Source organism: Candidatus Stoquefichus sp. SB1 (assembly GCF_001244545.1).
In the GTDB taxonomy this organism is placed as follows: Bacteria; Bacillota_I; Bacilli_A; order Erysipelotrichales; family Coprobacillaceae; genus Stoquefichus.
Genome location: NZ_LN852696.1, coordinates 125,575 through 149,919 on the forward strand (window position 1 = coordinate 125,575; position 24,345 = coordinate 149,919).

Genomic DNA, 24,345 nt, shown 5'->3' on the forward strand with positions numbered 1-24,345 from the left:
GATAGTGACTATAATATCAAGTGTGGAACCGGTTCTATATCGGTAAGAGGAGGAAGAAAATATGAATGAGAGTAAACAAGAAAAATATTTACGCATTTCTCAAGACCTTGTTAAATATGTTGGAGGTTTAGAGAATATTCAAGGTGTTGCTCATTGTGCAACAAGACTTCGTATTGTTTTAAAAGACAATGATCTTGCAAATATTGAAAAATTGGAAGATGTTGATTTGGTAAAAGGGGTATTTATTGCTGGGGATCAGCTTCAATTGATTTTTGGGGCAGGTCTGGTTAATGATGTTTATGAAGTTTTTAGTCAATATACACATACAGAAAATATGTCACTTGGCGATATTAAACAACAGAGTGCTAAAAAACAAAATCCTTTTCAGGCAGTGATTAAATCATTATCTGATGTCTTTATTGATATTATGCCAGGAATTCTTGCAGCTGCATTACTTATGGGAATTACAGGTGTTTTAAGTAAATGGGATGTTGTCACAAATAATGAAACATTATATGCAATTAATAAGCTTGCGAGTTTAGCATCTAATGGAATTTTTGCTATTTTACCTATGGCAGTATGTTATAGTGCATGTAAAAGATATGGTGGGAAACCAATCCTTGGCTTAATTGTTGGGGCAATTATGCTTGATTCATCACTGGCAAATGCATATTCAGTTGGAAGTGGAACGGCAGTGCCAGAAATTATTCATATTTTAGGCTTACCAATAGAACTTGTTGGTTTTCAAGGCGGAATTATTATTGCGTTGATGATGGGATTTATTGTTGCAAAGTTAGATATTTTCTTTGATAAGAAGATTCCTGATGTTGTGAAGTTGTTATTTTCACCATTGTTTACTGTTTTTATTTCAACTGTTTTATTGTTTACGATTATTGGACCAGCAGGTCGTGAATTATCTAATATTATTACAGGTGGTTTGATTTGGACAACACAAAATTTAGGTGTATTAGGTTATATGATTTTTGCTGGAGTGCAACAGATTATTGTTATTACAGGATTACATCATATTTTAGGAGCTATTGAAGCACAATTAATTGCTGATACAGGAAGAAACTTCTTAAATCCATTAATGTCAGTTGCTTTAATGGGACAAGGTGGTGCTGTTTTAGGATATTTAGCTTTGAATTGGAAAAATTTAAAAGCCAGAGAATTATGTATTCCTTCATTTGCTTCAACTTTATTTGGAATTAGTGAACCAGCTATTTTTGGTATTAACTTAAGATATAAATTTCCACTTGTTGCGGGATGTTTAGGTGGAGCGTTAGCAGGTGCATATGTTTACTTTACGAATTTAGCAGCATTTGGTTTTGGAACAACAGCTGTACCAGGTATTGCAATTTGTGATCCGTCAAATAATGGGTATATAAATTATATTATTGCTCATCTGATTGCTTTAATTGGTGGTTGTGTATTAGCAATTGTGTTTGGAAAAATGACAGGTCATCAAAATAAATCAGAAGATATTCAAACAGTTGTTGAAGAAATGGAATCTGAAAATGAGTATACTGGTGAAATTAAAGTGGTATCACCAGTTAAAGGAATAGTTAAAAATATTGGAGAATCATCTGATCCTACTTTTGCTTCTAAAGCTATGGGAGATGGTATTGCAGTTATCGTTGATGATGGTGAAGTTATGGCACCTTGTGATGGAAAAGTAACATTTGTTTTCCCAAGCAAACATGCTATTGGAATTACAATGAAAGATGGTTCAAGTGTTCTTATTCATTGTGGAATTGATACAGTGAATATGAATGGTGAAGGTTTTGAGACATTTGTAAGTGTAGATCAAGAAGTAAAAAAAGGTGAATTGCTGTTAAGATTTGATACAGATTTAGTGAAAAAGAAGGGTTATTCAACTGAAACAATGATGGCATTTGAATTAAAAGAAGGTCGTCAACTACAAATGAAATATACTGGGCAGACTGATGGTAGTGATGTTATAGCTGTTTTGGGGTCAAATTTATGATGACGAAAGAAGATTATTTAAAAGAATATGATCAGCATCAAAAGATGCGAGAGAATGTTCGCGAAGACAAATATCGTTTAAAATATCATTTAATGCCACCTACTGGTTTTCTTAATGATCCTAATGGTCTATGTCAAAAAGATGGTGTTTATCATATTTATTTTCAATATACTCCCTTTGATTGTGGCTGGGGTACAAAGCTTTGGGGACATTATACAACTCGTGATATGATTCATTTTTGTGAAGAAGAGCCTTTTCTTTATCCTGATACAATTATGGATCGAGATGGCGTTTATAGTGGTTCGGCTTTTATAAAAGATAATATCATTCATTACTTTTATACAGGGAATGTTAAATTATGTGATCGTGATGATTATGACTATATTCAAGAAGGACGAGAACAAAATACGATTCATTTTACGAGTAAAGATGGTTATGAAATCTCCAAAAAAGAATTAATTTTATCAAATAATGACTATCCAGCAGATATGTCTAAACATGTGCGTGACCCTAAAATTTTTGAAAAAGATGGTTACTATTATATGGCTTTAGGTGCACGTAGTCGAGATGATCAAGGATGTGTGTTATTATATCGTAGTGTAGATTTACAGCATTTTGAATATTATAATCGTTTGATGTTGCCTGACTATGGTTATATGTGGGAATGCCCTGATTTATTTGAATTAGATGGACAATTGTTTTTAATGACATGTCCGCAAGGATTAAAGCAACAGGGGCATAACTTTGCCAATGTTTATCAAACGGGGTACTTTCCTGTAGACTATGACTTTATAAATAATACTTATACACTAGGTGATTTCAAAGAGTTGGATAGAGGCTTTGATATTTATGCACCACAAAGCTTCTTAGATGAAAAAGGGCGTCGTATTCAATATGGCTGGATGGGACTTCCTGATACAGATTATGATAATCAGCCAACGATTGAACATGACTGGCAGCATGCTTTAACAATGCCTAAAGTTTTAACTTATCGTCATCATCAAATCTATCAACAGCCATTAGAAGAAATGAAACAGTTAAGAGAATCAAAAATCCAATCTAATTGTCATCATATTCAACAGACAGATACTATCTGTTATGAAATGAAAATTGAATTCACAAAAAATCAAGATTTTAACCTTGAAATTCGTCAAGATGTTCATTTGACTTATCAGGATGCATTATTAACTTTGTCATTAGGTGAAAGTGGCAGAGGTCGTACAAGTCGAAGTGTAGATATTCAAGAAATATCTGATATTACAATCTTTAGTGATACTTCTAGCTTAGAAATCTTTATTAATGATGGTCAGGAAGTTTTCACAACACGTTTATATAGTTCATCATTCCATCAGCGTGTTCAATTCTTAACAGATAATGAAGGCCAAGTTACTTTTTATCCTTTAAAATCTTATGATATAACAAAAAAGTGAAACATATGAATCAGCAAGATCCTTATCGTTTACATTATCATTTAATGCCATTACAAGGATCATTGGCCGATCCTAATGGAATGTGTCAAATTAATGATACTTATCATATTTACTATATATACAATCCCCTTGCATGTACAACAAAAGAAAGAACGGCTTGTGTTTGGGGACATTACAGTACAAAAGATTTTATTCATTTTAAAGTAGAACCGATTGCAATTAAACCCGATCAGCCTTGGGATAAAGATGGTGTTTATAGTGGGAGCAGTCTTTATGAAGATCATCAATTGTCAGTCTATTATACAGGCAATGTCCGTTATCAAGGTGATTATGATTATATTCATGATGGTCGACAACAAAATGTTATGATGACAACATCAAAAGATGGTATTCATTTTTCATCAAAACAATTATTGCTGACAAATGATGATTTTCCTGCGTCTATGACAAAACATGTCAGAGACCCACAAGTCTTTAAAGAAGATTGTTATTATATGGTCCTTGGGGCACGTCATTTAGAAAATAAAGGATTAGTGCTTATCTATAAAAGTCAGGATAAAATTCACTGGAACTATTGGAAACAATTAACTACCTCATATCCATGTGGTTACATGTGGGAATGTCCTGATCTCATAACGCTTAACCAGCAGCGTATTCTTTTGACTTGTCCCCAAGGTATTCCTCAAACGGAAGTTTATCAGAATCAGCATCAATGTGGATATTTTGAAGTTATTGGTGATTGGAATGGAGAATGTGATCTGGGTGATTTTAAACTATTGGATTATGGATTTGATTTTTATGCAGCAAGAACATTTTTAACACAAAAAGGTGAACGTATCTTGTTTGCATGGATGGGCATGTCAGAAGCCTCTTATAGTCAAAATATCACTTATCGTGATGGCTGGATGCAAGCGATGGCTATGCCACGTCTATTGACTTATCGTCATCACCATATTTATCAATCACCAATTGAACAAATGAAAGATTTGCGTCTATCACATCAAGTCTTTTTACCTTTTGAAAGAATCTATAAAGAATCCCTTTGTTTTGAATTACTTATATCAAACATTAACTGTGATGAAATGACTATCCAATTTCGAAAAGACTGTTATTTAAGATATAAGGATCAGATGCTTATTTTAGATATGGGAACTTGTGGTGATGGAAGAGATAAAAGACAACTTAAAGTCAAACACTTGGATAAACTTCATATTTATAGTGATACAAGTTCATTAGAAATCTTTATTAATGATGGTTATTATACGATGACTTCTAGAATTTTTAGTTTGAATAATCAATTGATTATTGAATCTATTGATGCTCATATTGATTATTATGAATTAGGACAATATCAAATCTATTAAAATCCTTGCTTGCAAGGATTTTCTTTTCTTGTATAATTAAAGCATAAGGATGAGATTTTATGGAAAATAAGAAATTAACAATGAATGATATAGCCAAAATGGCAGGTGTTGCCAAAAGTACTGTTTCAAGGTATTTTAATGGTGGTTATGTTAAGGAAGAGACAAGGGAAAAATTAAAAAAGATTATTGATGAGTATCATTATGAACCGAATGCTGTAGCTCAAAGCTTAAAAGCAAAAAGAACGCATACAATAGGAATAGTAGCTCCTTGTTTAGATTCAATTACTTCATCAAGAATGCTGATGGCAATTGATGAATATTTAAAAAATAAAGGGTATACGACCATTATCATGAATACCAATCATAATGAGATAAGAGAATTAGCTTCAATAGAACATTTATGGCGAATGAATGTTGATGGTATTATCTTATTAGCAACAGCTGTAACGATGACGCACCAGCAACTTGCCAGTCAATTAGATATACCTATATTAGTTGTTGCTCAATTGATGAAAGGTGGTATTTCAATTATTTATGATGATTATCATGCTGGTTATGATGTGGGAAGTTATGCTGCCCAAATGAATCATCAGCATATTCTTTATATGGGCGTTGGGCATAAAGATGAAGCAGTAGGGGTACAAAGAAAAAAAGGTGTCCTTGATGCTTTAAAAGATCATCAGCGTGAACATGTTGTTGTTAAAGAAACGAGTTTCTCATTTCGTGACTCACGAAAAATCATTAAAGAATACCTGCAAAAACATACACCATCATTGATTATTTGTGCTACTGATAATATTGCTTTGGCTTGTTATAAAGAAATTATGGAAAAAGGTTTAAAGGTACCAGAAGATATTTCCTTGATAGGTTTTGGTGGTTATGAAGTCTCATCATTAATAACGCCAAGTCTATGTACTATTCGATATGATAATGAATTAGCAGGGCAAATGGCAGGAAAAACAATGATGCAGCTTATTGAGAAAGAACCAGTTGCACAAACACAGTTGATTGGTTATGAATTAATTAAAGGTGGAAGTGTGAAAAGGCTATAATAAGTTGATTTTATGAGTTGTTTTATAATTATTGGTTATTCAACAATGTTATAAATAAGATAACTGCAAGATAAAAGTAGATAATTGTTTTGTATAGTGTATAAAACACAAGGAAATCAAATATTTGATTTTACATAATCTTAGAAGTGGGTACAGGGAAGAAAGTATGAAGAAAAAAATTTTAATGATTATTGTGTTTGTTATTGTATTGTTTTTTGGATATAAGTTGATTACAGATTCATCTGATCCTAACCAAAATCCAGCCACAATTCCGTTATGTCATATACTTGGACATAGCTATCTTACAAATGATCCTAGAGCTGAATTGGAAGATATTGAAAATGGATATGAATTTTATGGAACAATTGATAAATATAGAGAGGTTTATCATGTAGATGATAAACATGAGGATTTGTCTACAAATTATGAAGGCTATCTTAATAAGGATATTTATTATAATCAAATGGATGATCAAAATATTTATATAAAATTAGAAGAGAATAAATTTTTGAAGATGCATTATAGTGAGTCAATAAATTATAAAGATTAAACTTAAAATAAAAAGTATTATCTCAAACCCTAAGGTTAAAGATAATACTTTTTTAAATGATATGGATTCTACTTGCGTTTTTTTCTTTAGAAGGTTCATCTAAAGCAGCATAACCTAAGGCTGCACATCCAATGACTTGATGGTTTGCTGGAATCCCAATTTCACTGAGAACAGCACGGACTTCTTCAACGTTTTGAGTATCACGTAATTGATTAATCCAGCATGATCCGATTTGTAAACTCGTTGCTGCTAAGAAGATATTTTCCAACATACAGCTTCCATCTTCAATTCGCTTGCTGTCATATTCAGGACCACTAACAATAACAAGCACAGGCGCATGATAAGCACAATGATAATCTTCTGGTTTGGTTTCTCCTCTTTCATTAAAAACATATGTAATTGCATTCGCAAGTTTATCGATGAGCATTTTGTCAGTAATCGCAAATGCTTCACACAATTGTCGATTCATAGCACTAGGTGCTTGTATGGCAGCATTAAGAATTATTGTTAAGGTGTCAAAGTCCAATGGTTTATCCTGATAACTGCGGCAACTTTTTCTTTTTGCTATGGTTTGTAAAGTTTCATTCATGATTTTATCACCTCTCCTTATATTATAAACTGAAACGTCTAAAAAACAATGATAATCACATAAATATGTGTTATACTAATGTCGATATAAGGAGGCCAGCTATGAAAAAAATAGTCATTGGGTTGTTAGCACTTATGTTATTAAGTGGCTGTTCACAAGGAAAAAAAGAATCAACATTTATGTTAACCAGAGATGATAAAGTCTATGCACTTTATAATCAGGATGGAGATCAATTAACTGAATATATGTATAAAACATTTCAAGAAGTCAATGGGGTTGGATATTTTGTTACTGATGAAAAAGATCAAAAAGGTGTGATTTCTTATAAAGGTGATGAAATTATTAAACCTGGAACATATGAAACATTGGAAGTTGTGGATCAAATGTTTTATGCTACAGCAAAGACAACAGAAAAACAAGAAAACAAAATTGAAAATGGATTTTATAAAAATAACTTACTCATTTTAAATGATGAGGGTGAAGTGATTTATACTGCTGATAATCAGACAGGAATTATGAAAAGTGGATTACCAATTATTCTTCAAAATAATGAATATACAGTTCTTAGTCAAAATGGAGAAGAATTATATAAAGGAAAAGATGCTGTTTTATATGCAAATCAATTAAATAATAGTTCTTGTACTATTGTTGGGTTTCAAAATTATGATAAGTTTTATCATTTTGATGATTCTAAAAAAGACAATAATATTGAATTAGAGATTAAAGAAAAAGGAAATTATACAATCTTAGATGAGAGTAGTGAAGGTGCTATTTTAAATGATGAGAAATTAAAAAGCATGGTATATGTAGATTATGGACAAAAGAAATATTATCAAAATACAATTCATATTAAAGATGGTTACTTTAATGCCAATCAAAATGTGATTTTAACAGATGATAATAAAGTTTTTGTTTATCCAATTAGTGGTATTCCAGTATTAATGACAAGTTATTATTTTTCACCTATTACATATATTTCACGTTCAACAGATATTTATGGACCACATCAGGTTTATAAAAATGGGAAATTAATAGGAGATTTAGAAAATTGTCAGTTATATCCAGTTGCTAAACAAGTCTATTCAGAATTCTTCCCTGTATATGTTAGAAATGAAGGATATCAATATTATAGTTTTGATAATAAAAAGGTTATTGATAAAACGTTTATTGAAGCAGAACCTTTTGATGAAAATATGAAGGCTATTGTTAAGATTAATGATAAAGGTTATTCATTAATTGATGAAAAAGGTCAGGTTTTAACAAAAGAATATTATTATCGCATAAAGTACATAGGCAGTTCATATTATGCAGTCTATAATGAGACTGGAGCATTTGGTGTTATTGATGGTACAGGAAGTGTTATCTTTGAACAAGGATATACAAGTTTACCAGATGAAGCAATTGTGAATTATGATGAAAAGAACTATATGATATTAGGTAAAAATGGTAGAAGTTTTGTCTATGATATAGAAGATGATATGAAGGAAATCTTTTCTCAAGAAGGTGATGTTGTATTTAATCCAAAAGGATATTTTGCGATTGGACATCAATATTATACATTTGAAGGAGATTTGATTAAGTAAGGAGAATTTATGGAATATTTATTAATTTTATTAGGAACGTTTATTGGACTTTTGTTTTTAATGCAGTTGGTTTTCTTTGAAATAACAAGAAATAAGATGGCTAAGGCTGAAAATGTGAACTGGTATTTGGCTTTAGATAAACCATATAGTTATAATCGAGTAGGTTATATGTTATTTATTTGCTTTATCTGTTATTTAATATCTACACCAGAAGAGATTTTCTCAGTTTCATGGTTTATATATTTTGTTTTGTTTTTAGCTATGGGAATTGTTGCTGATGCAGTTGTTCAATATCTTATTCTTGTTTATAGTAAGAAAAGATGTCGTAAAGAAATTCAGGAAGCACAATTATTAAAAAATGAATTATTAGAAATAGCTCAAACTTCATTTAAAGAGACAGGTACATATGATGAGTCTGCACCACAATATGATGAAGAAACTGTTCTTAGAAAGTATTTACAACCAGAAGATCATTTGGCATTTCTTAGTGTTGATAATGGTGAATTTGCAAGACATTTCCAGCCATTACCAGCAGCAACATTTGCGGTTGAACCTTATGCAGATACAAAAGATATTGAACCGTTATTTGCAGGAACACCGATTAAATTGACAACATTGACACCAACAGGGAAAATGCCATTTAAAGATGGTAAAATTGATATTGTTATGTGTCAAAACTCAAATTATGATAAATTAGAAATTGACAGAGTTCTTAAATCTGGAGGATATTTCTTAGTCAATCAAAATGGAACAGCAAATTTAAAAGAATTTGTTCAATTATATATGCCGTTTCGTATGAAAGGGTCTTGGGATGCTTATTCATGTGCTGGAACATTGGAAGGTATTGGATTAAGAATTGTTGAAAAGTTTGAAGATTATGGAACAATTCGTTTTCATAGTATTCCTGCTATTCTTAATTATTTTAAAAAAGTTTCACCTGATGTGGCTAATATTAATAAATATCAAGTCTTTTATCTGAAAGCTTTAAAAGCGATTAAAGAACATCATTATTTTGAAATGACAACCCATAAATTTTTAGTTGTAGCTCAAAAGGTATAATTATACTTTTTGAGTTTTTTTGTCCGATATTTTAATAAAAAGTATTATCAAAACACTTGACAAAAAAATATATTGAAAGCGCATAAATTCTTTTCAAAAAATATGGAAATGTAAATTTATTGTGTTATAATAAGACTATAAATTATTAAGGAGGAGTCAATCAAATGGCAGAAAAATTATCTTTTGTAGTTTCAGATCCAGTAGGATTACATGCTAGACCTGCAACTATCTTAGTAAACCAAGCTAGTAAATTCACTAGTAATATTAAATTAGTTTACAACGAAAAAGAAGTTAACTTAAAATCTATTATGGGTGTTATGTCTTTAGGTGTTCCAACTAAAGCTACAGTAGAAATCGTAGCTGAAGGTGAAGATGAAAAAGACGTCATCGAATCAATTGCTAAAGTTATCAAAGAACAAAAAGTTGCTGAATAATATATAGCAACACAAGATATATTTAGGAGCACAGATATGTGCTCCTATTATATTATGCCAGATGTTTTATCTGGTTTTTTTCTTTATAAAAATGTGTTAGAATAGCAATGATTTAAGGAGGCTTTAATGATGTTAGAAGAATATGTTAATGAGAGATTAGTTGATCAGGCAAAATTTTATAAAAGCAATGAATTACCCGAATATATTGGACAAGCTATTTATTTTTTTGGTAGTAATAGTGACTGTGAGATATTGGGTTTTATTGATGCAAGTGATACATTAGATGGAACTCGAGGAATGATTATAACAGCAAGCCATATTTACTTTCAATTTGCTAAAATAGGTTCATTTGCATATCAGGATATTGTTGGATTGTCACTTGAAAAACACCGTCATCAAGATATGAAAGCAGTCATTCAAACCAATACAAAAACATATGCATTTACCAATCATTATATTCATCAGGAAGCATTCATAACATTATTATCAGATGTAACAGGAATAGATGCGACAATTGTTATGACTTTACATGAAAAAATAGAAAATAATATGAATATTATTTTACAAGATATTAATAATGAGGAATATGAAGATGTGGTGCTATCTCCTGTCCAGGAAAAGAAACTGAAAGATTTCTTTGAAAATCTTTCACTCATTCAACAAATGAATGAACCAGACTATCAATATGAAATAGAAGTTCTTTGTCGTCAGGCATTACAATTTTTTGATGAATTGGAATTAGATAGTGATGAAATTGATGAACTTATTCAACTTGAAGAACAACTTCATGAAAATGAAAATAATCAATTTGATCAGGCACAATCTTATTATGATGATTTAATGAATAAATATCGTCAAGGTGATTCACAAGCTATGGAACAAATAAAAGGTATGATGAATATGTTGGGAATTAATGAAGAAGAATTACGTGGTAAGAGTCCGGAAGAACTTCAACAGTATTTGTATGATTTATGTGATCGTTTTGGTGTTTCAAGGAGTTTATTAGAAAAAATGATGAATAATCAAAAGGCATAAAAGGTTTAACCTTCTATGCTTTTTCTTTACTTTCATATCTATTGATGATAATATTTATTTAGATATTTAGACAAATGTCTAAATAAAAAGTAAGGAGGTTAAAATATGGGTGACGCATTTAAAGCGTTGAGTGATCCAACAAGACGAAAAATCTTAGAACTATTACAAGTTCAGCCTTTAAATGCTGGCGAAATTGCAGAGTATTTTCACATTAGTAAACCATCTATTTCTCATCATTTAGCAATTCTTAAAAATAGTGGCTTGATTGTTGATGAAAGAAAAGGACAGAATATTATTTATAGTATTGATACGACAGTTTTTCAAGATATGATGAAGTGGTTTATGAACTTTAAAAATATGGGGGACAATGAAAAATGAAAAAAGCATATGATATTTTTATGTGGTGTGTGACGGGTGTTTTTGTAGGAATAATCTTTTTTATGCCAGATACAGTTCCTATTCATTGGAATGCAAATTGGGAAGTGGATAGCTATGGAAGTCGTTATGTGATGCTTATTTTAGCATTTCTTCCGATTCTTATCTATTATGGAATGTTGTTGACTAAAAAGGTTGATCCAAAAAGACAGAATTTTCAATCACGTGAAAAAACATATGATTTATACCGTTATGGTTTATCATTCTTTTTTGTTTTATTATGTACATTCTTTTATTATATGACAATTGTACCAGAAGCAAATGGAGAAAAGATTATACTTATATTGTTTGGGGTATTGATGATTGGAATGGGAAATTATATGCCACGGTTACCACAAAATTATTTTTTAGGTATTAAAACACCATGGACATTATCTAATGAATATGTATGGCAAAAAACACATAAAATAGGTGGATATACTTTTGTTTTGGGAGGTATGATTATTGCGATTTATGGATTGTTAGAGTTACCTTATAGTTTTATTGTTTTGATGGTTGTATTGATTGCTGATGTTATCTTTAGTTTTCTTTATTCTTACTATGTTTTTAAAGGAATTAAAGACGAAAAATATTGATTTATTAATAATTCAAATATATAATGATAATATAAATAATTTAAATAATTATTTAGAAGAAAAGAGGGGTATTATGTTAAAAATTGAACATTTAACAAAAAAGTATGATCAATATAAGGCTGTTGATGATTTGTCTTTGGAGATTGAAGATGGTCATATTTATGGATTTATTGGTCACAATGGTGCAGGAAAGACAACAACATTAAAATCTGTTGTTGGGATTTTACCATTTGATGAAGGTGATATTTATATCAATGGAAAATCTATTAAGAGTGATCCTTTGGGGTGTAAACAAATAATGGCTTATATTCCAGATAATCCAGATCTTTATGAGTATTTATCAGGAGTTCAGTATCTTAATTTTGTAGCTGATGTTTATGGTGTTTCTAAAGAAGAGCGTCAGCAACGTATTAAAAAATATGGTGATATGCTTGAATTAACATCTGATTTAGCTCAACCTATTAGTGCTTATTCACATGGGATGAAACAAAAATTAGCAGTTATTTCTGCTTTTATTCATCAACCTAAGTTGATTATTATGGATGAACCTTTTGTGGGATTGGATCCAAAAGCATCGCATTTACTTAAAGGATTGATGCGTGAATTCTGTGATCAGGGAGGAGCCATTTTCTTTTCAACACATGTTTTAGAAGTTGCAGAAAAATTATGTGATAGAATTGCTATTATAAAACAAGGAAAATTAGTTATTAGTGGTCGTACTGAAGATGTGACTCATAATGAGTCTCTTGAGGATGTATTCTTAGAATTGGAGAGCGACAATGCTTAAGACATTAATTAAAATAAGATTGCAGGGAATCTTATTAAGACAAACAAAACATAGTAAAAAGTCAACTGGAACATCAGTTGGAAAGATTGTTTTGATGGTTCTTTTATTTGGATATGTTGCTGTTGTTTTCTCAATGATGTTTGGAATGTTATTTTCTGCATTAGTTGAACCACTACAATTGATGCAGATTGAATGGTTATATTTTGCAATTATGGGAATTATGATTATTATGTTGTGCTTTATTGGTAGTGTTTTTATTGTCCAACATGAAATTTATGAAGCGAAAGATAATAATATCTTATTATCAATGCCAATTAAAAATAGAGATATTTTATTGAGTCGTGTTTTCGTTGTTTTAATTCTTAATTATGTTTATGAAATTTTAGTGGCTGGTCCAGCTGGTTTTGTATATATAACACAAGTTGGTATGGAACCAATGCAATTGATTGCTTTTGTATTTGTTATACTGACTTTACCATTATTTGTGTTAGCTATTTCTTGTTTATTTAGTTGGCTGTTGACACATATTATGCGTCATATTAGAATGAAAAACTTAGTAACATTGGTTATGTTCATTGCATTTTTTGCAGTTTATATGTATGCTGTAAGTTCTGTTGAGCAATACATTGGATTGCTTATTCAAAATGGAAAAAGTATTGCTCAAGCAATAGAGGGAAGTGTTTATCCTTTATATCATATGGCTATTGCCATTTATGATGCGAATGTTTTAAGTTTGTTGATTTATTTGGCTTGTGCTTTAATTCCTTTTGGAATTGTTATGGTGATACTTTCTAAAAGCTTCATAACATTAGCAACTGCAAAACCAAAAACAAGAAAGATTGAATATGTTGAAAAACCAATGAAAGCCAATTCAATGATGGTTGCTTTATTGCAAAGAGAAATTAAGCATTTTACATCAAGTGCAATGGTCATGTTAAATGCAGCCATGGGAATTATTATGTGTTTGATTGCGACAGGAGCTTTATTAATATATAAAAATGATATTATCATGCTTTTAGGAATGATGCCTTCTGCAATCAATGAAATGCTTATGCCAGTACTTTGTATTGCAGGAATTGGTGTTGGGTCTTTAAATATTATTAGTGCGTCTTCTATTTCATTAGAAGGAGATCGTTTGTGGATTATTAAATCTTTGCCTGTTCCTGTTAAGGATATTTTAAATTCAAAAATGTTAATGCATTTTCTATTATGTGTACCTTTTGGAATGATTTTCTCAATTGTTGAAATTATTATCTTTCAGGTCAATATATTAGATGCAATTATTGTGATTGTTGCGCCTATTCTTTTTACACTTGCGATTGATTTATTAGGGTTGGTTCTTAATCTATGGAAACCTAAATTTGACTGGGTCAATGAAACAGCTTGTGTGAAACAAAGTATGCCTGTTATGTTGACAATGTTTATTTCAATGGGATTAGTTTTTGTCTTAGGTGGAGGGTATTTCTTGATGGATAGTTTCTTATCATTAAATGCTTATGTCTATTTTGTTTTAGTTGTTATTGTGATTATCAATGTATTCCTTTATTATTTATTAATGACATGGGGTATAAAAAGATTTCAGGAGTTATAAAGAGTGTGGTTTTCCACACCCTTTTAAAATTATGTTATAATGAAATCATAAAATGCTATGAAGGAGTGAAAGGAATGGAAATCAAATATTATGAAGATATCTATATTTTGGATGATGGAAAAGTAAGAGAATTTTTGATTATTGGTGAAGATAAGGCACTTTTGATTGATACTGGGTTTGAGTACGATCATATATATGATGAAGTAAAAAAAATCACCCAAAAACCAATCCAGGTAGTATTGACTCATGGTGATAGGGATCACTGTGGCGGAGTAGAGTCTTTTGAGTGTTGTTATATTCATCCAGATGATAGTGATCTTATTTCTAATCAAACAATCATTAAAAAGATAACAGCTGGTGACTGTATACAGATTGGTCAATATACTTTTGAAATTATAGAAATACCTGGACATACCCCTGGAAGTATTGGTTTGTTGGATAGAAAACGTCAATTATTAATAGGTGGTGATTCTATTCAAGTAGGTCCTATCTATATGTTTGGTAAACATCGCAGTTTAGATACATATATAGAGAGTCTTCAAAAACTGATAAAAGAAAAAGATGATATCGAGGTTATTTTACCAAGTCATCATCGTTATCCACTTACAAAAGATTATATAGATTATTGTCTAGAGGACGCTTTGGCATTAAAAAATGGACAATTACCTAAAAAGCCTCATCAGACTTTACCATGCTATGAATATCAAGGGAAATATGTGCAATTTTACTATGATTAATGCCACATATAAGAAATGAATATTATCTATTTTTATATGTGATAGACATTAATTTTTCAAAGAACTCAAGATAGTACTGCTTGTTGAGATTATGACGTAAATAAATAAAATGCATCGGACGTGTAAGTTCAAAATTTTCTAAATCCAATTGAATCAGTTCACCAGATTTGAGTTCATCACTGACAACACCTTCATATAGAAAACTTATACCAAAAGTTTGCATAATCATTTTTTTAATCATTGTCATACTTTGAATTTCAATGATTTTCTCAAATGAAGAAAGATCATAAATGCTTTGAATCAAATAATTTTCTAAAATAGCTCTTGTTCCTGAACCTTTTTCTCTAATAAATAAAGGAAAAGAGAGAAGTTGCTGAAAAGTTATGTGCTGATGAGCTAAGGGATGATCTTTTTTAGCGACCAAAATAAATTTTTCATTTTTAAATAAATGATATTCAAATAACTGTAAATCAAATTGTCCTTCTACAAATGCACAATCTATCTCTCCATCAATAATTTTTTGAACTAAAGTATGAGTATTATGGACATAAATTTGACAACGTCTAGAAGATGTTGTGACATAGTGACTGAGAATTTGTGGTAAATAATAATCAGCAATAGATAAAGTTGCACCAAGAGTTAATGGAATAGTCATTTTATATAACTGAGACTCAAAGATTTCTTCGTTATGTATTTGTATTTTGGCATATTCGTACAGTTGATGACCAGCTTCAGTCAGTCGAAATTCTTTGTGAGGGTTTTCAATAAGTTTATGTTGGTAATGATTTTCTAACTGTTTGATGTGTTGTGTAATAGCTGGTTGTGTTAAATGGAGATGTAATGCGGCTTGTGTATAGCTTTTACATTCGACCACTTCTACAAATGTTTTTAATTTCATATCTATCATGTAATTCACCTCTTACTTAGATTATAATATATATTTATGATAAATAAAATATTATAATTTTTATTTATAGTTAAATTATGGTAGAATAGCAAACGAAGTAAGGGGGATTATATGAATAAGATTAAGGAATTATTACCAGGGTTTATTGTTTGTCTCGTTATTGGATTATTAGCTCAACAAATTGCCAAGATATTTCCAAGTATAGGTGCAGCTTTATTTGCTATTGGAATAGGAATGCTGGCAGGCAATACGTTTTTAAATAAAGAAATATTTAATATTGGGACAAAGTTTTCAGAAAGTAAATTGTTAGAGTATTCAATTGTTTTGACTGGTTTAACATTACATTTAGCAGATATTATGGGGATTGGTTTCAATGGTGTTGGATTTATTGCAATTCAGATGACATTAACAATCACTGTATGTTACTTGATTGGAAGAAAGTTAGGTTTTGCAAAGAAATTCTCTTTACTAATGTGTGCTGGAAATGCTGTATGTGGTTCTTCAGCCATTGGAACGGTTGCGCCTATTGTTGATGCTGATAGTAAAGATAAAGGGATTTCTATTACAATTGTTAATGTTACAGGAACAATTTTGATGGTTGTATTACCTATCATTACAGGATTATTATATAATCACGAAACATTACGTACTTCAGCAATGATTGGTGGTACGTTACAGTCGATAGGACAAGTTATTGCTTCAGCAGTTATGGTAAATGGTGAAGTGGTAGAATTTGCGACCATTTTTAAAATTGTGAGAATTATATTTGTTGTGGCTGTGGCACTTATGTATGCAAGGATGAATCTTGATGATGATCAGCCATTATTTGCTAAAAAAACAGGTATGGCTGCTAAAGTCAAAGCAAAAGTTCCTTGGTTTGTTATTGGATTTTTCATTTTTAGTATTGTAAATAGTACAGGAATTGTTCCAGCAGGCTTATCAGCTGGGGCTAAGATGATTAGTAGTCAATTTGAAATTATTGCTTTAGCAGCAATTGGAATGCGAGTTAAATTTAAAGATTTAATAAAAGAAGGACCTAAAGCCATGTTATATGGTTGTTTAACAGGAACTTCACAAATCATATTTGCACTTATTCTCATTGCTATATTATTTCATTAGAGTATTCATTTTATATGAATACTTTCTTTATTTTCGTCTCAATTCGTTATATACTATAGAAAAGGGTGGGGGGGATGATAGATAATGGAAAATGATAAGAAACTCTATATGTATGTCTATCGTATGATTCTCAATGATATTTATAATGGTAGATACACTTTTGAAAGTAAATTACCGCCACTAGTGACTTTGTGTGAACAGTATGGAGTAGGCAGAAATACCATGCGCAGTGCATTATTGGAATTAAGTAAAGACGGATATATTTCACTTAAAAAAGGTGTTCAGGCAACAATGATTTTTAATATTAAAAATCCAGAGGATCTTGCTAAATATAAACAGGAGCTTGTCAATAGAAAAAGTATGTTACGAGATGCATATGAGACAATGGAACTTATTTTGCCTAATATTGTTGTTCATTGTTTAGCTGAGGCATCTTCTGAAGAAATAGATAAATTAAATTTAAAAGTTGATCAATTACCAATAAAAAATATTCAAAATGGAAGTGAACTGATTGAAGAATTATATGGAATTTATTTAGAAGCATTTTCTATTTTGAAAAATCCATTGTTAAATGATGTATTCATGACAATGATGCATTCAGTGAATCCAGCTATTACTGATGATTATCAAGAACATCATAAATTACAACAATCATTAAAAATGTTGAAAACAATAATGAAAGCTGTTTTAAAATTCTCTAAAAAGAATGATTTCATTATCAGAAAAGGAATTTCAAAAATGTGTAGTAGCAGTTCAGAAAGAGGTCTCGCATATATTGATGATATGTGTCAGGGTATGGAAGTCACTCAAGAAAAAGAATTTATATGGATTGGTAATAGAAGTATGGATTATCTTTATATAAAGGTCATTGCTAATATTTTACGTAAAATTTATTTTAAAGAGTACCATAGAGGAACAAAATTACCTTCTATTCAAAAACTTTCTCAAGAATATGATGTAAGTGAAAAGACAACAAGAAAAGCTCTAGATATTTTAAGGGAGTTTAAAGTTGTTGAGACAGTTAATGGTGTAGGTTCAACTATTGTGATTGATAATATTCAAAAGAATAAACATGTAATGGAACATAAAGAAATGAAAGCTTATATTGAACAATATTTTTATTCAGTACAACTGCTTTCTTTGATTTTAGAAAGTATATCATCTAAAATATTAAAAGATGCAACTCAAGAAGATTTCTTAAAAATAAAAATTGCTATAGAAGAAAGTGATGTCTTTTCTTTAGAACCTTTAAATGATTACATATTTTCAAAAACAAATAAATGTTTAAGAGTTATCTATGAAGAATTAATGAAAATTATGATTTGGAGTCTTTTTATAAATCAGTTTATTGATTTATCAGTCTATCAATTTGCTGCAATGAAAACAGATATCACTGATGCATTAGAATCACAAGATGTAACAAAAATATGCCAAATCAGTCAGAAAATTTTTCAAGCATCATTAGAAGTTAAAGAAAAAATATATGCATAAAAATGGGATGTCAAATTGACATCCCATCGCTATTTATGAAAAGTAATAATTGATTTAAAGAGATCTCCATCAGTTTCTACTTGGAATTGACCTTTTTGTAATTCTGTAAAACTTTTTACAATTGCTAAGCCTAAACCTGAACCTGTTGTATTTCTTGATTTATCTCCTTGAACAAATCTTTCAACAATTTCTTTGTTATTAAAAGTAATTTCCTGTTCAGAAATATTTTTGAATATAATGGTAATATTGTCTTCATCTTCAATCACATCAATATAAACACGAGTATGATCTAAAGCGTATTTAGAAATATTAATAAAGAGATTTTCAAAAATACGATATGTTTTAGAACTGTCTAATGAGTGAATGATTTTTTCATGAGAAGTATTCATTTTGATATCTAAACTTTTTTCATCTAGCTTATCCTGACATTCTAATTCAGCCTGTTTAATTAAAGAAACAATATCAACATCAACAAAGTGTAATTTAATATCACCACTATTTGCTTTACTGACTTCAAATAAATCATCAATTAAATTCTTTAATCTCAATGAATTACGTTCAAGAACTTGAATATATTGATGACGTTCTTCATCAGTTAAAGCATCTTTTTTTAATAAATCAACATAAGTAATAATGGAAGTTAATGGTGTCTTGAGATCATGAGAAACATTTGAAATTAACTCAGTTTTCATTTTCTGAGATTTTACTTCCTCTTTTACAGCCTTTTCAAAACCATCTTTAATATGTGTAAATTCATTTTTAAGAGGATTAAAAATACCAACATCTTCATTAATATCTACATCAAATTGACCATTTGATAATTTCTTTGTTGCATTTAATAAAACTTGGTAATCATTTTTAATTTCTACAAATTTGTTTTTTAATAAGAAGAAAATAATGATTGAGTAGATAAGCGCAAAGAAGAATCCAAAGACAAAGAAGATACTAATAACAGTGATAATGATAAAATTAAAAATAACAATTTTTAAGACTGAACGATTGATATTATCATCTAAATCAAAATTAACAATCTTATTCATGATTTTTTGACTATTTAAGATTATCCAGCCTAAACAAGTATTCTCTTTAAAATATCTCTTAAATCCTTTTTGAAATAAGTATTTAATCATATACATCAAAATAACAATCAATGTAAAGAATACAAACCATAAGACAATTTGAATAACAGGTGTTAAAATTGGAGCAAAAGATTCAATTCCAAACAATGTAAAGAACTCAACAAATTCACCAGTATATACACCATGAATAAAGAATGGAACAAGTGAAAGTAAGGTACCAATTAAAAAGCACCAGAGAAAAGCAAGAATTCCAAATTTGATTTTTGATACTATATTTAAAAATGGAATTGTTTCAAGATATTGCATTGGAATCAAAAGTATAATAATTGAAATAACAACACAAAAAGCAAGTATATATGGGACAGCGAATCGCATGTAGAGAGAAACTGAATAGTTAGATAAATAAGATGCGAGTTCACTTGATGAATCTATATTTTTTTCAATAGCATAAGTAATTGTTATATCTTTAGGATAAGTCGTTTCACTATGAATAAGAATATCTTCATCACGATCATAATCATATTCTTCATAATCAGTATTGTATGATGAGTGAGTGCTACTAATAGCACTTTCAAGACTATTGTGATTTTTTTGCTGGTTTTGATATGATACATTACCTTCGCTATCATATTGAACAGTGATATACCACTGATACTTATCAGCTAATTCTTTATTATTATTGATGTCTAAAAGGTTATCATCAGTATTTGAAATTGTTTGATTTGTTTTGGTGTTTTTAGCTATAAAAGAATAACTCGTTTGTGTTGTTAACTCTTTTTGGACTGTGTGAATAGCTTCTATAAAACTACTTTTTATTTGCTGAGAAGAAGTTTCTTCTGGTGCTTGAATATAGCTTTCAAGCGACGTATTAATGTTTGCTTGTTTATCAAGTTCCTGACTAATTGCATAACTTGAATAAAAAATTTGAGAACCCATATAGTCAATGATATTTTGTTCCTTACTTGCAGCAATTTCATTGTTATGGATATATGGATAACACATATACATACCAATACTTGAAACAAGTAAAATAATGATCATTGTGAGGGTCATTATATATTTATTTTTTTTCATGTTTTTACCTACCTTGTTTTTCAATTTTATATCCAATTCCCCAAACAACTTTGAGATATCTTGGATTTTTAGGATCAATTTCAATTTTTTCTCGTAAATTACGAACATGGACCATAACTGTATCTGTACTGATGGCATCTTCTTGCCAAACACTTTCATAAATATTATCAGCTGAGAAAACTTTACCAGGATATTCCATCAGTAATTGTAAGATTTTAAACTCAATTGGAGTAACTTTGACAACTTTTCCCTCAACTGTGACTTGTTTTGTATCTAAATTCAATTCTAGTCCACCAACAACATAACAGTTTTCTGTTTGCTGCTGATCTTGTACTATATCTAAGTATTTAGAGTAGCGACGTAATTGTGATGATACACGTGCTAATAATTCCATAGGAACAAATGGTTTTGTTACATAGTCATCAGCCCCAATATTCAAACCTGTAATTTTATCTATATCTTCAGATTTTGCTGATAACATAATAATTGGAAAATCATATTTTTCTCTAATTTTCATAGTCATTTCAATACCATCCATTATAGGCATCATAATATCAACAATTGCTAAATGAATTGTCTCATGTGAGACAATATCTAATCCTTCCTTACCATTGTGTGCTTTTAAAACACGATATCCTTGCGTTTTTAAATAAATTTCAATCGCATCACAAATTTCAATTTCATCTTCTACTATTAAAACAATATAATTCATATATAATCTCCCTCACTTTACTCCATTATTATACTGAAAATTGATGAAGAAAAGTAGAGGATAATTCGAAAGAATTTCTAAAGATGATATTCAATAGCTTTATTTTGGTTAATTTTTTTATAAAACAAAATGCCACCAAGTGAGATAATTCCTGTAATCACAAAGACAATTATTGAAAATACATAATTTTCAACACCAATAGCATGTCCACCTATGGTGCTGGTGATAATGGAAGGGATTCTTGCGATTGTTGTAATGAAAAGAAATGCTGATAATTTCATATCTGTTAATGGGATAAAATATGTCAGAATGTCTTTGGGTGTACCAGGAATGAAAAAGACAATAAATAATAATATATTTCTTTTCTGAGGATCGTTTAGGAAATGAATTTGCTTGATTTTCTCTAAACCAATTAAACGATCAATAAAAGGTGTTCCTAGTTTTTTTACAAATAGATATATCAAGATAGAACCTATAGCACTTCCTAACATACAGACAATTAGACCACCAATAGGTCCATAAATAAAACCGGCCATAATTTCAATAATTTCCCCTGGTAGAAAAACAAATATAACTTGAAAGGCCATAATCATCGCAAGAACAACATAACCGAGGATATCAAAACTTTGTAATTGTAAACGTAGAGCCTGAGGATTTTTGAAGATTGCCATCATTGGCTTATAAAAAATCAGACAAATTATTGCCATTATTCCAACTATCATCAAAGATATGATGATTTCTTTTTTTCGTTTCTTTAAATATTTCATTCTATCACTCCTTGTACAAACATAGTATAGACACATATTTGAAAGGATAACTTTTTAAATAGCGAAAGAATTTCTAAAGAAAAAAAGAAGGAAAATTATTTTTTTCCTTCAATAAAGTATGTTGCTTCCATATCAGCGGTAGATAATGCAAAAGCCAGCGGGAACATTTCAAATGCCGCCCCAACATTTCGCATATCTTCACTACCAGAAAATCCCATATGATATCTAATCGCAAAAGCTTCTTCTCTTGTTAATCGCATATAACCACTAATCATATAAACACTTTTTTCACCATGCCCATAAGGAAGTGTATCATTATATTCATATGTAGGAACTTGAATCCATTGACCATTCTCTTTGACATTTCTCGTTCCTTTTTTATAGCAGTTAATCTTACATAAATCATGCAGTAATGCCACAATAGCAATACTTTCTTCCTGATATTTTAATCCATATGTTTCTTGTACTCTTTCTCTTGCTAAATAATCCTTAAGACAATCATATACATTTAGACTATGTTCTAATAATCCACCTTCATAACTACCATGATATCTTGCACTTGCAGGCGCCTCAAAGAAATCACATTTTTTAGATAAAAGGAATTCTAAGAGTTTATCACTACCTTCTCTATGTATATATTGTTTATAAATGTCTAAAAATCTTTCTTTATTATTCATTATGTCACATCCTTTGTTTCAGTATAACAAAATTTCTTCTTTTTTTCACTAAAAAAACCTTATGTTATAAGGTTTCGTGTGCGACTTTTTGTTTTGTTAGATTATAAAGATGAGAAGATGTTTGCATAATATTTTCCTGAGGAACATTTCTTAAATCAAAATGGAATAATTTCAGTGTGAATTCTAAAATAAAACCTATTCCAAAAACACTAATAATTGTTCCAATTCCTACAGGTGCTCCTAATAAGAATCCAATCACAAAGACCGTTCCTTCAATAATACCTTTAATCATACCAATAGAAAGATGATTTAATTTTTTAGCTAAGGCAATCATCATAGCATCTCTTGGACCAACACTTAAACCAGCACTTGAATAAAGATATACCCCAAATGATTGAATGAATAAACTTGTAACTAAACAAACAATTGCAATCGGTAATGATTCAATTTGAGGGATAATATCTAAGGCTAAAATGAGGTCAGTTGTTTTTCCAATAATAAAGATATCAGCTAAAGTTCCTATACCAATAGACTGTTTCATTACTAAATCAATCACTAAGACAAATACACCAGTTAGTAAGACAACAGTTCCATATTTTAATGGTAAAACATTAGCGACTCCTAATGCAAATGTGTCCCATGCATTGACACCAATCCCTGATTGAATACTTAAAGCAGCTCCAAATGCAAAAACTGGCATGGCTAAAAAGAGTTTTACAAAGCGTCTTGAATATTTCATATCGTTTTCCCCAAATTCTTTCTTTTTATATTCAATCATATTATAATATGGTTATGGGAAAAAGCAAGATATGTAGGTGAACAAAATGAAAAAAATCAAAACAAATGTTTTAAGATTCTTAGATAAACAAAAAATACCTTATGAGATAAGAGAATACCAATATGATGAACAGCATTTAAGTGGGAAGGATGTTATTGATCAAGTTGATCTTGAGGCTTGGCAAATTTATAAAACGCTGGTATTAAAAGGAAATGATGATTATCTGGTTTGTTGTATCCCAGTGCTTGCTGAAATTGATTTAAAGCGTTTAGCAAAAGCTACGCATCATAAGAGTGTAGAGATGATTTTACAAAAAGACTTGTTGATGATAACGGGATATATGCGTGGAGGATGTTCACCAATAGGGATGAAAAAACTGTTTCCAACTTATTTTGAAGAGGATATATTACAACTTGATAAAGTGGCAGTGAGTGCAGGAAAAAGAGGATTACAAGTAATTTTAAAACCACAGGATTTAGTTAATTGTGTCAATGGGAAAATTATTCATGTTATTAAGGAATAGAAAGAGGGAT

24 protein-coding genes are annotated in these 24,345 nt (G+C 30.0%); 17 read left to right on the forward strand and 7 right to left on the reverse strand.

The window, feature by feature from the left end; genetic code table 11:
* The first annotated feature begins 61 nt into the window (after positions 1 to 61).
* The 5 genes from BN1865_RS13080 to BN1865_RS13100 all read left to right on the forward strand — a co-directional run bounded on the left by BN1865_RS13080 (position 62) and on the right by BN1865_RS13100 (position 6,383).
* Entirely contained in the window at positions 62 to 1,987 is a 1,926-nt protein-coding gene (locus tag BN1865_RS13080; RefSeq protein WP_050637714.1) for a PTS beta-glucoside transporter subunit IIBCA, read from the forward strand.
* On the forward strand, positions 1,984 to 3,417 hold the full coding sequence (locus tag BN1865_RS13085) for a glycoside hydrolase family 32 protein (protein WP_050637715.1): 1,434 nt from the start codon (positions 1,984 to 1,986) through the stop codon (positions 3,415 to 3,417). The genes BN1865_RS13080 and BN1865_RS13085 overlap by 4 nt, the downstream gene beginning before the upstream one ends.
* Positions 3,418 to 3,422: 5 nt before the next feature.
* Positions 3,423 to 4,781 carry a glycoside hydrolase family 32 protein gene (locus tag BN1865_RS13090; RefSeq protein WP_050637716.1) on the forward strand — a complete coding sequence of 453 codons (1,359 nt, stop codon included), beginning with the start codon at positions 3,423 to 3,425 and terminating at the stop codon, positions 4,779 to 4,781.
* Between the two features lie 59 nt (positions 4,782 to 4,840).
* Positions 4,841 to 5,833 (forward strand): LacI family DNA-binding transcriptional regulator, encoded by a 993-nt coding sequence (locus tag BN1865_RS13095; protein WP_050637717.1) that lies wholly within the window; start codon positions 4,841 to 4,843, stop codon positions 5,831 to 5,833.
* A gap of 166 nt (positions 5,834 to 5,999) precedes the next feature.
* A complete protein-coding gene (locus BN1865_RS13100) occupies positions 6,000 to 6,383 on the forward strand; it encodes a hypothetical protein (RefSeq protein WP_050637718.1) in 384 nt (127 codons plus the stop codon).
* A 52-nt stretch (positions 6,384 to 6,435) separates the two neighbouring features.
* On the opposite strand, the gene BN1865_RS13105 is transcribed toward BN1865_RS13100, so the two are convergent.
* Positions 6,436 to 6,972 (reverse strand): nitroreductase family protein, encoded by a 537-nt coding sequence (locus BN1865_RS13105; RefSeq protein WP_050637719.1) that lies wholly within the window; start codon positions 6,970 to 6,972, stop codon positions 6,436 to 6,438.
* A gap of 101 nt (positions 6,973 to 7,073) precedes the next feature.
* Here BN1865_RS13105 and BN1865_RS13110 point away from each other — a divergent pair, with 101 nt between their 5' ends.
* The 9 genes from BN1865_RS13110 to BN1865_RS13150 all read left to right on the forward strand — a co-directional run bounded on the left by BN1865_RS13110 (position 7,074) and on the right by BN1865_RS13150 (position 15,208).
* Complete coding sequence (locus BN1865_RS13110) at positions 7,074 to 8,555, forward strand: membrane lipoprotein lipid attachment site-containing protein (RefSeq protein WP_050637720.1); 1,482 nt, start codon at positions 7,074 to 7,076, stop codon at positions 8,553 to 8,555.
* A gap of 9 nt (positions 8,556 to 8,564) precedes the next feature.
* A complete protein-coding gene (locus BN1865_RS13115; RefSeq protein WP_232780398.1) occupies positions 8,565 to 9,614 on the forward strand; it encodes a class I SAM-dependent methyltransferase in 1,050 nt (349 codons plus the stop codon).
* 164 nt (positions 9,615 to 9,778) lie between these two features.
* Entirely contained in the window at positions 9,779 to 10,048 is a 270-nt protein-coding gene (locus tag BN1865_RS13120) for a phosphocarrier protein HPr (protein ID WP_050637721.1), read from the forward strand.
* A 126-nt stretch (positions 10,049 to 10,174) separates the two neighbouring features.
* Entirely contained in the window at positions 10,175 to 11,083 is a 909-nt protein-coding gene (locus BN1865_RS13125) for a hypothetical protein (protein WP_157844131.1), read from the forward strand.
* A 105-nt stretch (positions 11,084 to 11,188) separates the two neighbouring features.
* Positions 11,189 to 11,461 (forward strand): autorepressor SdpR family transcription factor, encoded by a 273-nt coding sequence (locus BN1865_RS13130; protein ID WP_050637723.1) that lies wholly within the window; start codon positions 11,189 to 11,191, stop codon positions 11,459 to 11,461.
* Positions 11,458 to 12,093, forward strand: a complete 636-nt coding sequence (locus BN1865_RS13135; protein WP_050637724.1) for an SdpI family protein — start codon at positions 11,458 to 11,460, stop codon at positions 12,091 to 12,093. The genes BN1865_RS13130 and BN1865_RS13135 overlap by 4 nt, the downstream gene beginning before the upstream one ends.
* A gap of 73 nt (positions 12,094 to 12,166) precedes the next feature.
* Positions 12,167 to 12,880, forward strand: a complete 714-nt coding sequence (locus BN1865_RS13140; RefSeq protein WP_050638593.1) for an ABC transporter ATP-binding protein — start codon at positions 12,167 to 12,169, stop codon at positions 12,878 to 12,880.
* Entirely contained in the window at positions 12,873 to 14,471 is a 1,599-nt protein-coding gene (locus BN1865_RS13145) for a hypothetical protein (RefSeq protein ID WP_050637725.1), read from the forward strand. Before BN1865_RS13140 ends, BN1865_RS13145 begins: the two co-directional genes overlap by 8 nt.
* Before the next feature lie 74 nt (positions 14,472 to 14,545).
* On the forward strand, positions 14,546 to 15,208 hold the full coding sequence (locus tag BN1865_RS13150; RefSeq protein WP_050637726.1) for an MBL fold metallo-hydrolase: 663 nt from the start codon (positions 14,546 to 14,548) through the stop codon (positions 15,206 to 15,208).
* A gap of 22 nt (positions 15,209 to 15,230) precedes the next feature.
* Here BN1865_RS13150 and BN1865_RS13155 read toward each other — a convergent pair whose 3' ends face one another.
* A complete protein-coding gene (locus BN1865_RS13155; RefSeq protein WP_050637727.1) occupies positions 15,231 to 16,115 on the reverse strand; it encodes a LysR family transcriptional regulator in 885 nt (294 codons plus the stop codon).
* Between the two features lie 111 nt (positions 16,116 to 16,226).
* Between BN1865_RS13155 and BN1865_RS13160 the strand changes: the two genes are divergently transcribed.
* The gene (locus BN1865_RS13160) at positions 16,227 to 17,234 is read left to right on the forward strand and encodes a YeiH family protein (RefSeq protein WP_050637728.1); all 1,008 of its coding nucleotides are present in this window, start codon (positions 16,227 to 16,229) and stop codon (positions 17,232 to 17,234) included.
* An 84-nt stretch (positions 17,235 to 17,318) separates the two neighbouring features.
* Positions 17,319 to 18,725, forward strand: a complete 1,407-nt coding sequence (locus BN1865_RS13165) for a GntR family transcriptional regulator (protein ID WP_050637729.1) — start codon at positions 17,319 to 17,321, stop codon at positions 18,723 to 18,725.
* A gap of 29 nt (positions 18,726 to 18,754) precedes the next feature.
* Here the strand turns inward: BN1865_RS13165 and BN1865_RS13170 are convergent, their stop codons facing one another.
* The 5 genes from BN1865_RS13170 to BN1865_RS13190 all read right to left on the reverse strand — a co-directional run bounded on the left by BN1865_RS13170 (position 18,755) and on the right by BN1865_RS13190 (position 23,773).
* Positions 18,755 to 20,878 carry a sensor histidine kinase gene (locus tag BN1865_RS13170; protein ID WP_050637730.1) on the reverse strand — a complete coding sequence of 708 codons (2,124 nt, stop codon included), beginning with the start codon at positions 20,876 to 20,878 and terminating at the stop codon, positions 18,755 to 18,757.
* A gap of 4 nt (positions 20,879 to 20,882) precedes the next feature.
* On the reverse strand, positions 20,883 to 21,590 hold the full coding sequence (locus BN1865_RS13175; protein WP_050637731.1) for a response regulator transcription factor: 708 nt from the start codon (positions 21,588 to 21,590) through the stop codon (positions 20,883 to 20,885).
* Positions 21,591 to 21,667: 77 nt separating this feature from the next.
* Positions 21,668 to 22,357, reverse strand: a complete 690-nt coding sequence (locus BN1865_RS13180) for a TVP38/TMEM64 family protein (protein WP_050637732.1) — start codon at positions 22,355 to 22,357, stop codon at positions 21,668 to 21,670.
* 95 nt (positions 22,358 to 22,452) lie between these two features.
* Positions 22,453 to 23,034, reverse strand: a complete 582-nt coding sequence (locus tag BN1865_RS13185) for a hydrolase (protein WP_050637733.1) — start codon at positions 23,032 to 23,034, stop codon at positions 22,453 to 22,455.
* A 64-nt stretch (positions 23,035 to 23,098) separates the two neighbouring features.
* Positions 23,099 to 23,773: a YczE/YyaS/YitT family protein gene (locus BN1865_RS13190; RefSeq protein WP_050637734.1), complete on the reverse strand. Its 675-nt coding sequence runs from the start codon at positions 23,771 to 23,773 to the stop codon at positions 23,099 to 23,101.
* An 85-nt stretch (positions 23,774 to 23,858) separates the two neighbouring features.
* Between BN1865_RS13190 and ybaK the strand changes: the two genes are divergently transcribed.
* On the forward strand, positions 23,859 to 24,335 hold the full coding sequence (ybaK, locus tag BN1865_RS13195) for a Cys-tRNA(Pro) deacylase (RefSeq protein WP_050637735.1): 477 nt from the start codon (positions 23,859 to 23,861) through the stop codon (positions 24,333 to 24,335).
* Positions 24,336 to 24,345: the final 10 nt, after the last annotated feature.

Bases quoted from the DNA above. Each gene is read 5' to 3' on its own strand.
- BN1865_RS13180 (WP_050637732.1), bottom strand. From the start codon at position 22,357: ATGAAATATTTAAAGAAACGAAAAAAAGAAATCATCATATCTTTGATG.
- BN1865_RS13170 (WP_050637730.1), bottom strand. From the start codon at position 20,878: ATGAAAAAAAATAAATATATAATGACCCTCACAATGATCATTATTTTA.
- ybaK (WP_050637735.1), top strand. From the start codon at position 23,859: ATGAAAAAAATCAAAACAAATGTTTTAAGATTCTTAGATAAACAAAAA.
- BN1865_RS13090 (WP_050637716.1), top strand. From the start codon at position 3,423: ATGAATCAGCAAGATCCTTATCGTTTACATTATCATTTAATGCCATTA.
- BN1865_RS13155 (WP_050637727.1), bottom strand. From the start codon at position 16,115: ATGATAGATATGAAATTAAAAACATTTGTAGAAGTGGTCGAATGTAAA.
- BN1865_RS13165 (WP_050637729.1), top strand. From the start codon at position 17,319: ATGGAAAATGATAAGAAACTCTATATGTATGTCTATCGTATGATTCTC.
- BN1865_RS13115 (WP_232780398.1), top strand. From the start codon at position 8,565: ATGGAATATTTATTAATTTTATTAGGAACGTTTATTGGACTTTTGTTT.
- BN1865_RS13095 (WP_050637717.1), top strand. From the start codon at position 4,841: ATGGAAAATAAGAAATTAACAATGAATGATATAGCCAAAATGGCAGGT.
- BN1865_RS13135 (WP_050637724.1), top strand. From the start codon at position 11,458: ATGAAAAAAGCATATGATATTTTTATGTGGTGTGTGACGGGTGTTTTT.
- BN1865_RS13085 (WP_050637715.1), top strand. From the start codon at position 1,984: ATGATGACGAAAGAAGATTATTTAAAAGAATATGATCAGCATCAAAAG.
- BN1865_RS13130 (WP_050637723.1), top strand. From the start codon at position 11,189: ATGGGTGACGCATTTAAAGCGTTGAGTGATCCAACAAGACGAAAAATC.
- BN1865_RS13140 (WP_050638593.1), top strand. From the start codon at position 12,167: ATGTTAAAAATTGAACATTTAACAAAAAAGTATGATCAATATAAGGCT.
- BN1865_RS13105 (WP_050637719.1), bottom strand. From the start codon at position 6,972: ATGAATGAAACTTTACAAACCATAGCAAAAAGAAAAAGTTGCCGCAGT.
- BN1865_RS13150 (WP_050637726.1), top strand. From the start codon at position 14,546: ATGGAAATCAAATATTATGAAGATATCTATATTTTGGATGATGGAAAA.
- BN1865_RS13175 (WP_050637731.1), bottom strand. From the start codon at position 21,590: ATGAATTATATTGTTTTAATAGTAGAAGATGAAATTGAAATTTGTGAT.
- BN1865_RS13145 (WP_050637725.1), top strand. From the start codon at position 12,873: ATGCTTAAGACATTAATTAAAATAAGATTGCAGGGAATCTTATTAAGA.
- BN1865_RS13125 (WP_157844131.1), top strand. From the start codon at position 10,175: ATGATGTTAGAAGAATATGTTAATGAGAGATTAGTTGATCAGGCAAAA.
- BN1865_RS13160 (WP_050637728.1), top strand. From the start codon at position 16,227: ATGAATAAGATTAAGGAATTATTACCAGGGTTTATTGTTTGTCTCGTT.
- BN1865_RS13190 (WP_050637734.1), bottom strand. From the start codon at position 23,773: ATGAAATATTCAAGACGCTTTGTAAAACTCTTTTTAGCCATGCCAGTT.
- BN1865_RS13100 (WP_050637718.1), top strand. From the start codon at position 6,000: ATGAAGAAAAAAATTTTAATGATTATTGTGTTTGTTATTGTATTGTTT.
- BN1865_RS13185 (WP_050637733.1), bottom strand. From the start codon at position 23,034: ATGAATAATAAAGAAAGATTTTTAGACATTTATAAACAATATATACAT.
- BN1865_RS13110 (WP_050637720.1), top strand. From the start codon at position 7,074: ATGAAAAAAATAGTCATTGGGTTGTTAGCACTTATGTTATTAAGTGGC.
- BN1865_RS13080 (WP_050637714.1), top strand. From the start codon at position 62: ATGAATGAGAGTAAACAAGAAAAATATTTACGCATTTCTCAAGACCTT.
- BN1865_RS13120 (WP_050637721.1), top strand. From the start codon at position 9,779: ATGGCAGAAAAATTATCTTTTGTAGTTTCAGATCCAGTAGGATTACAT.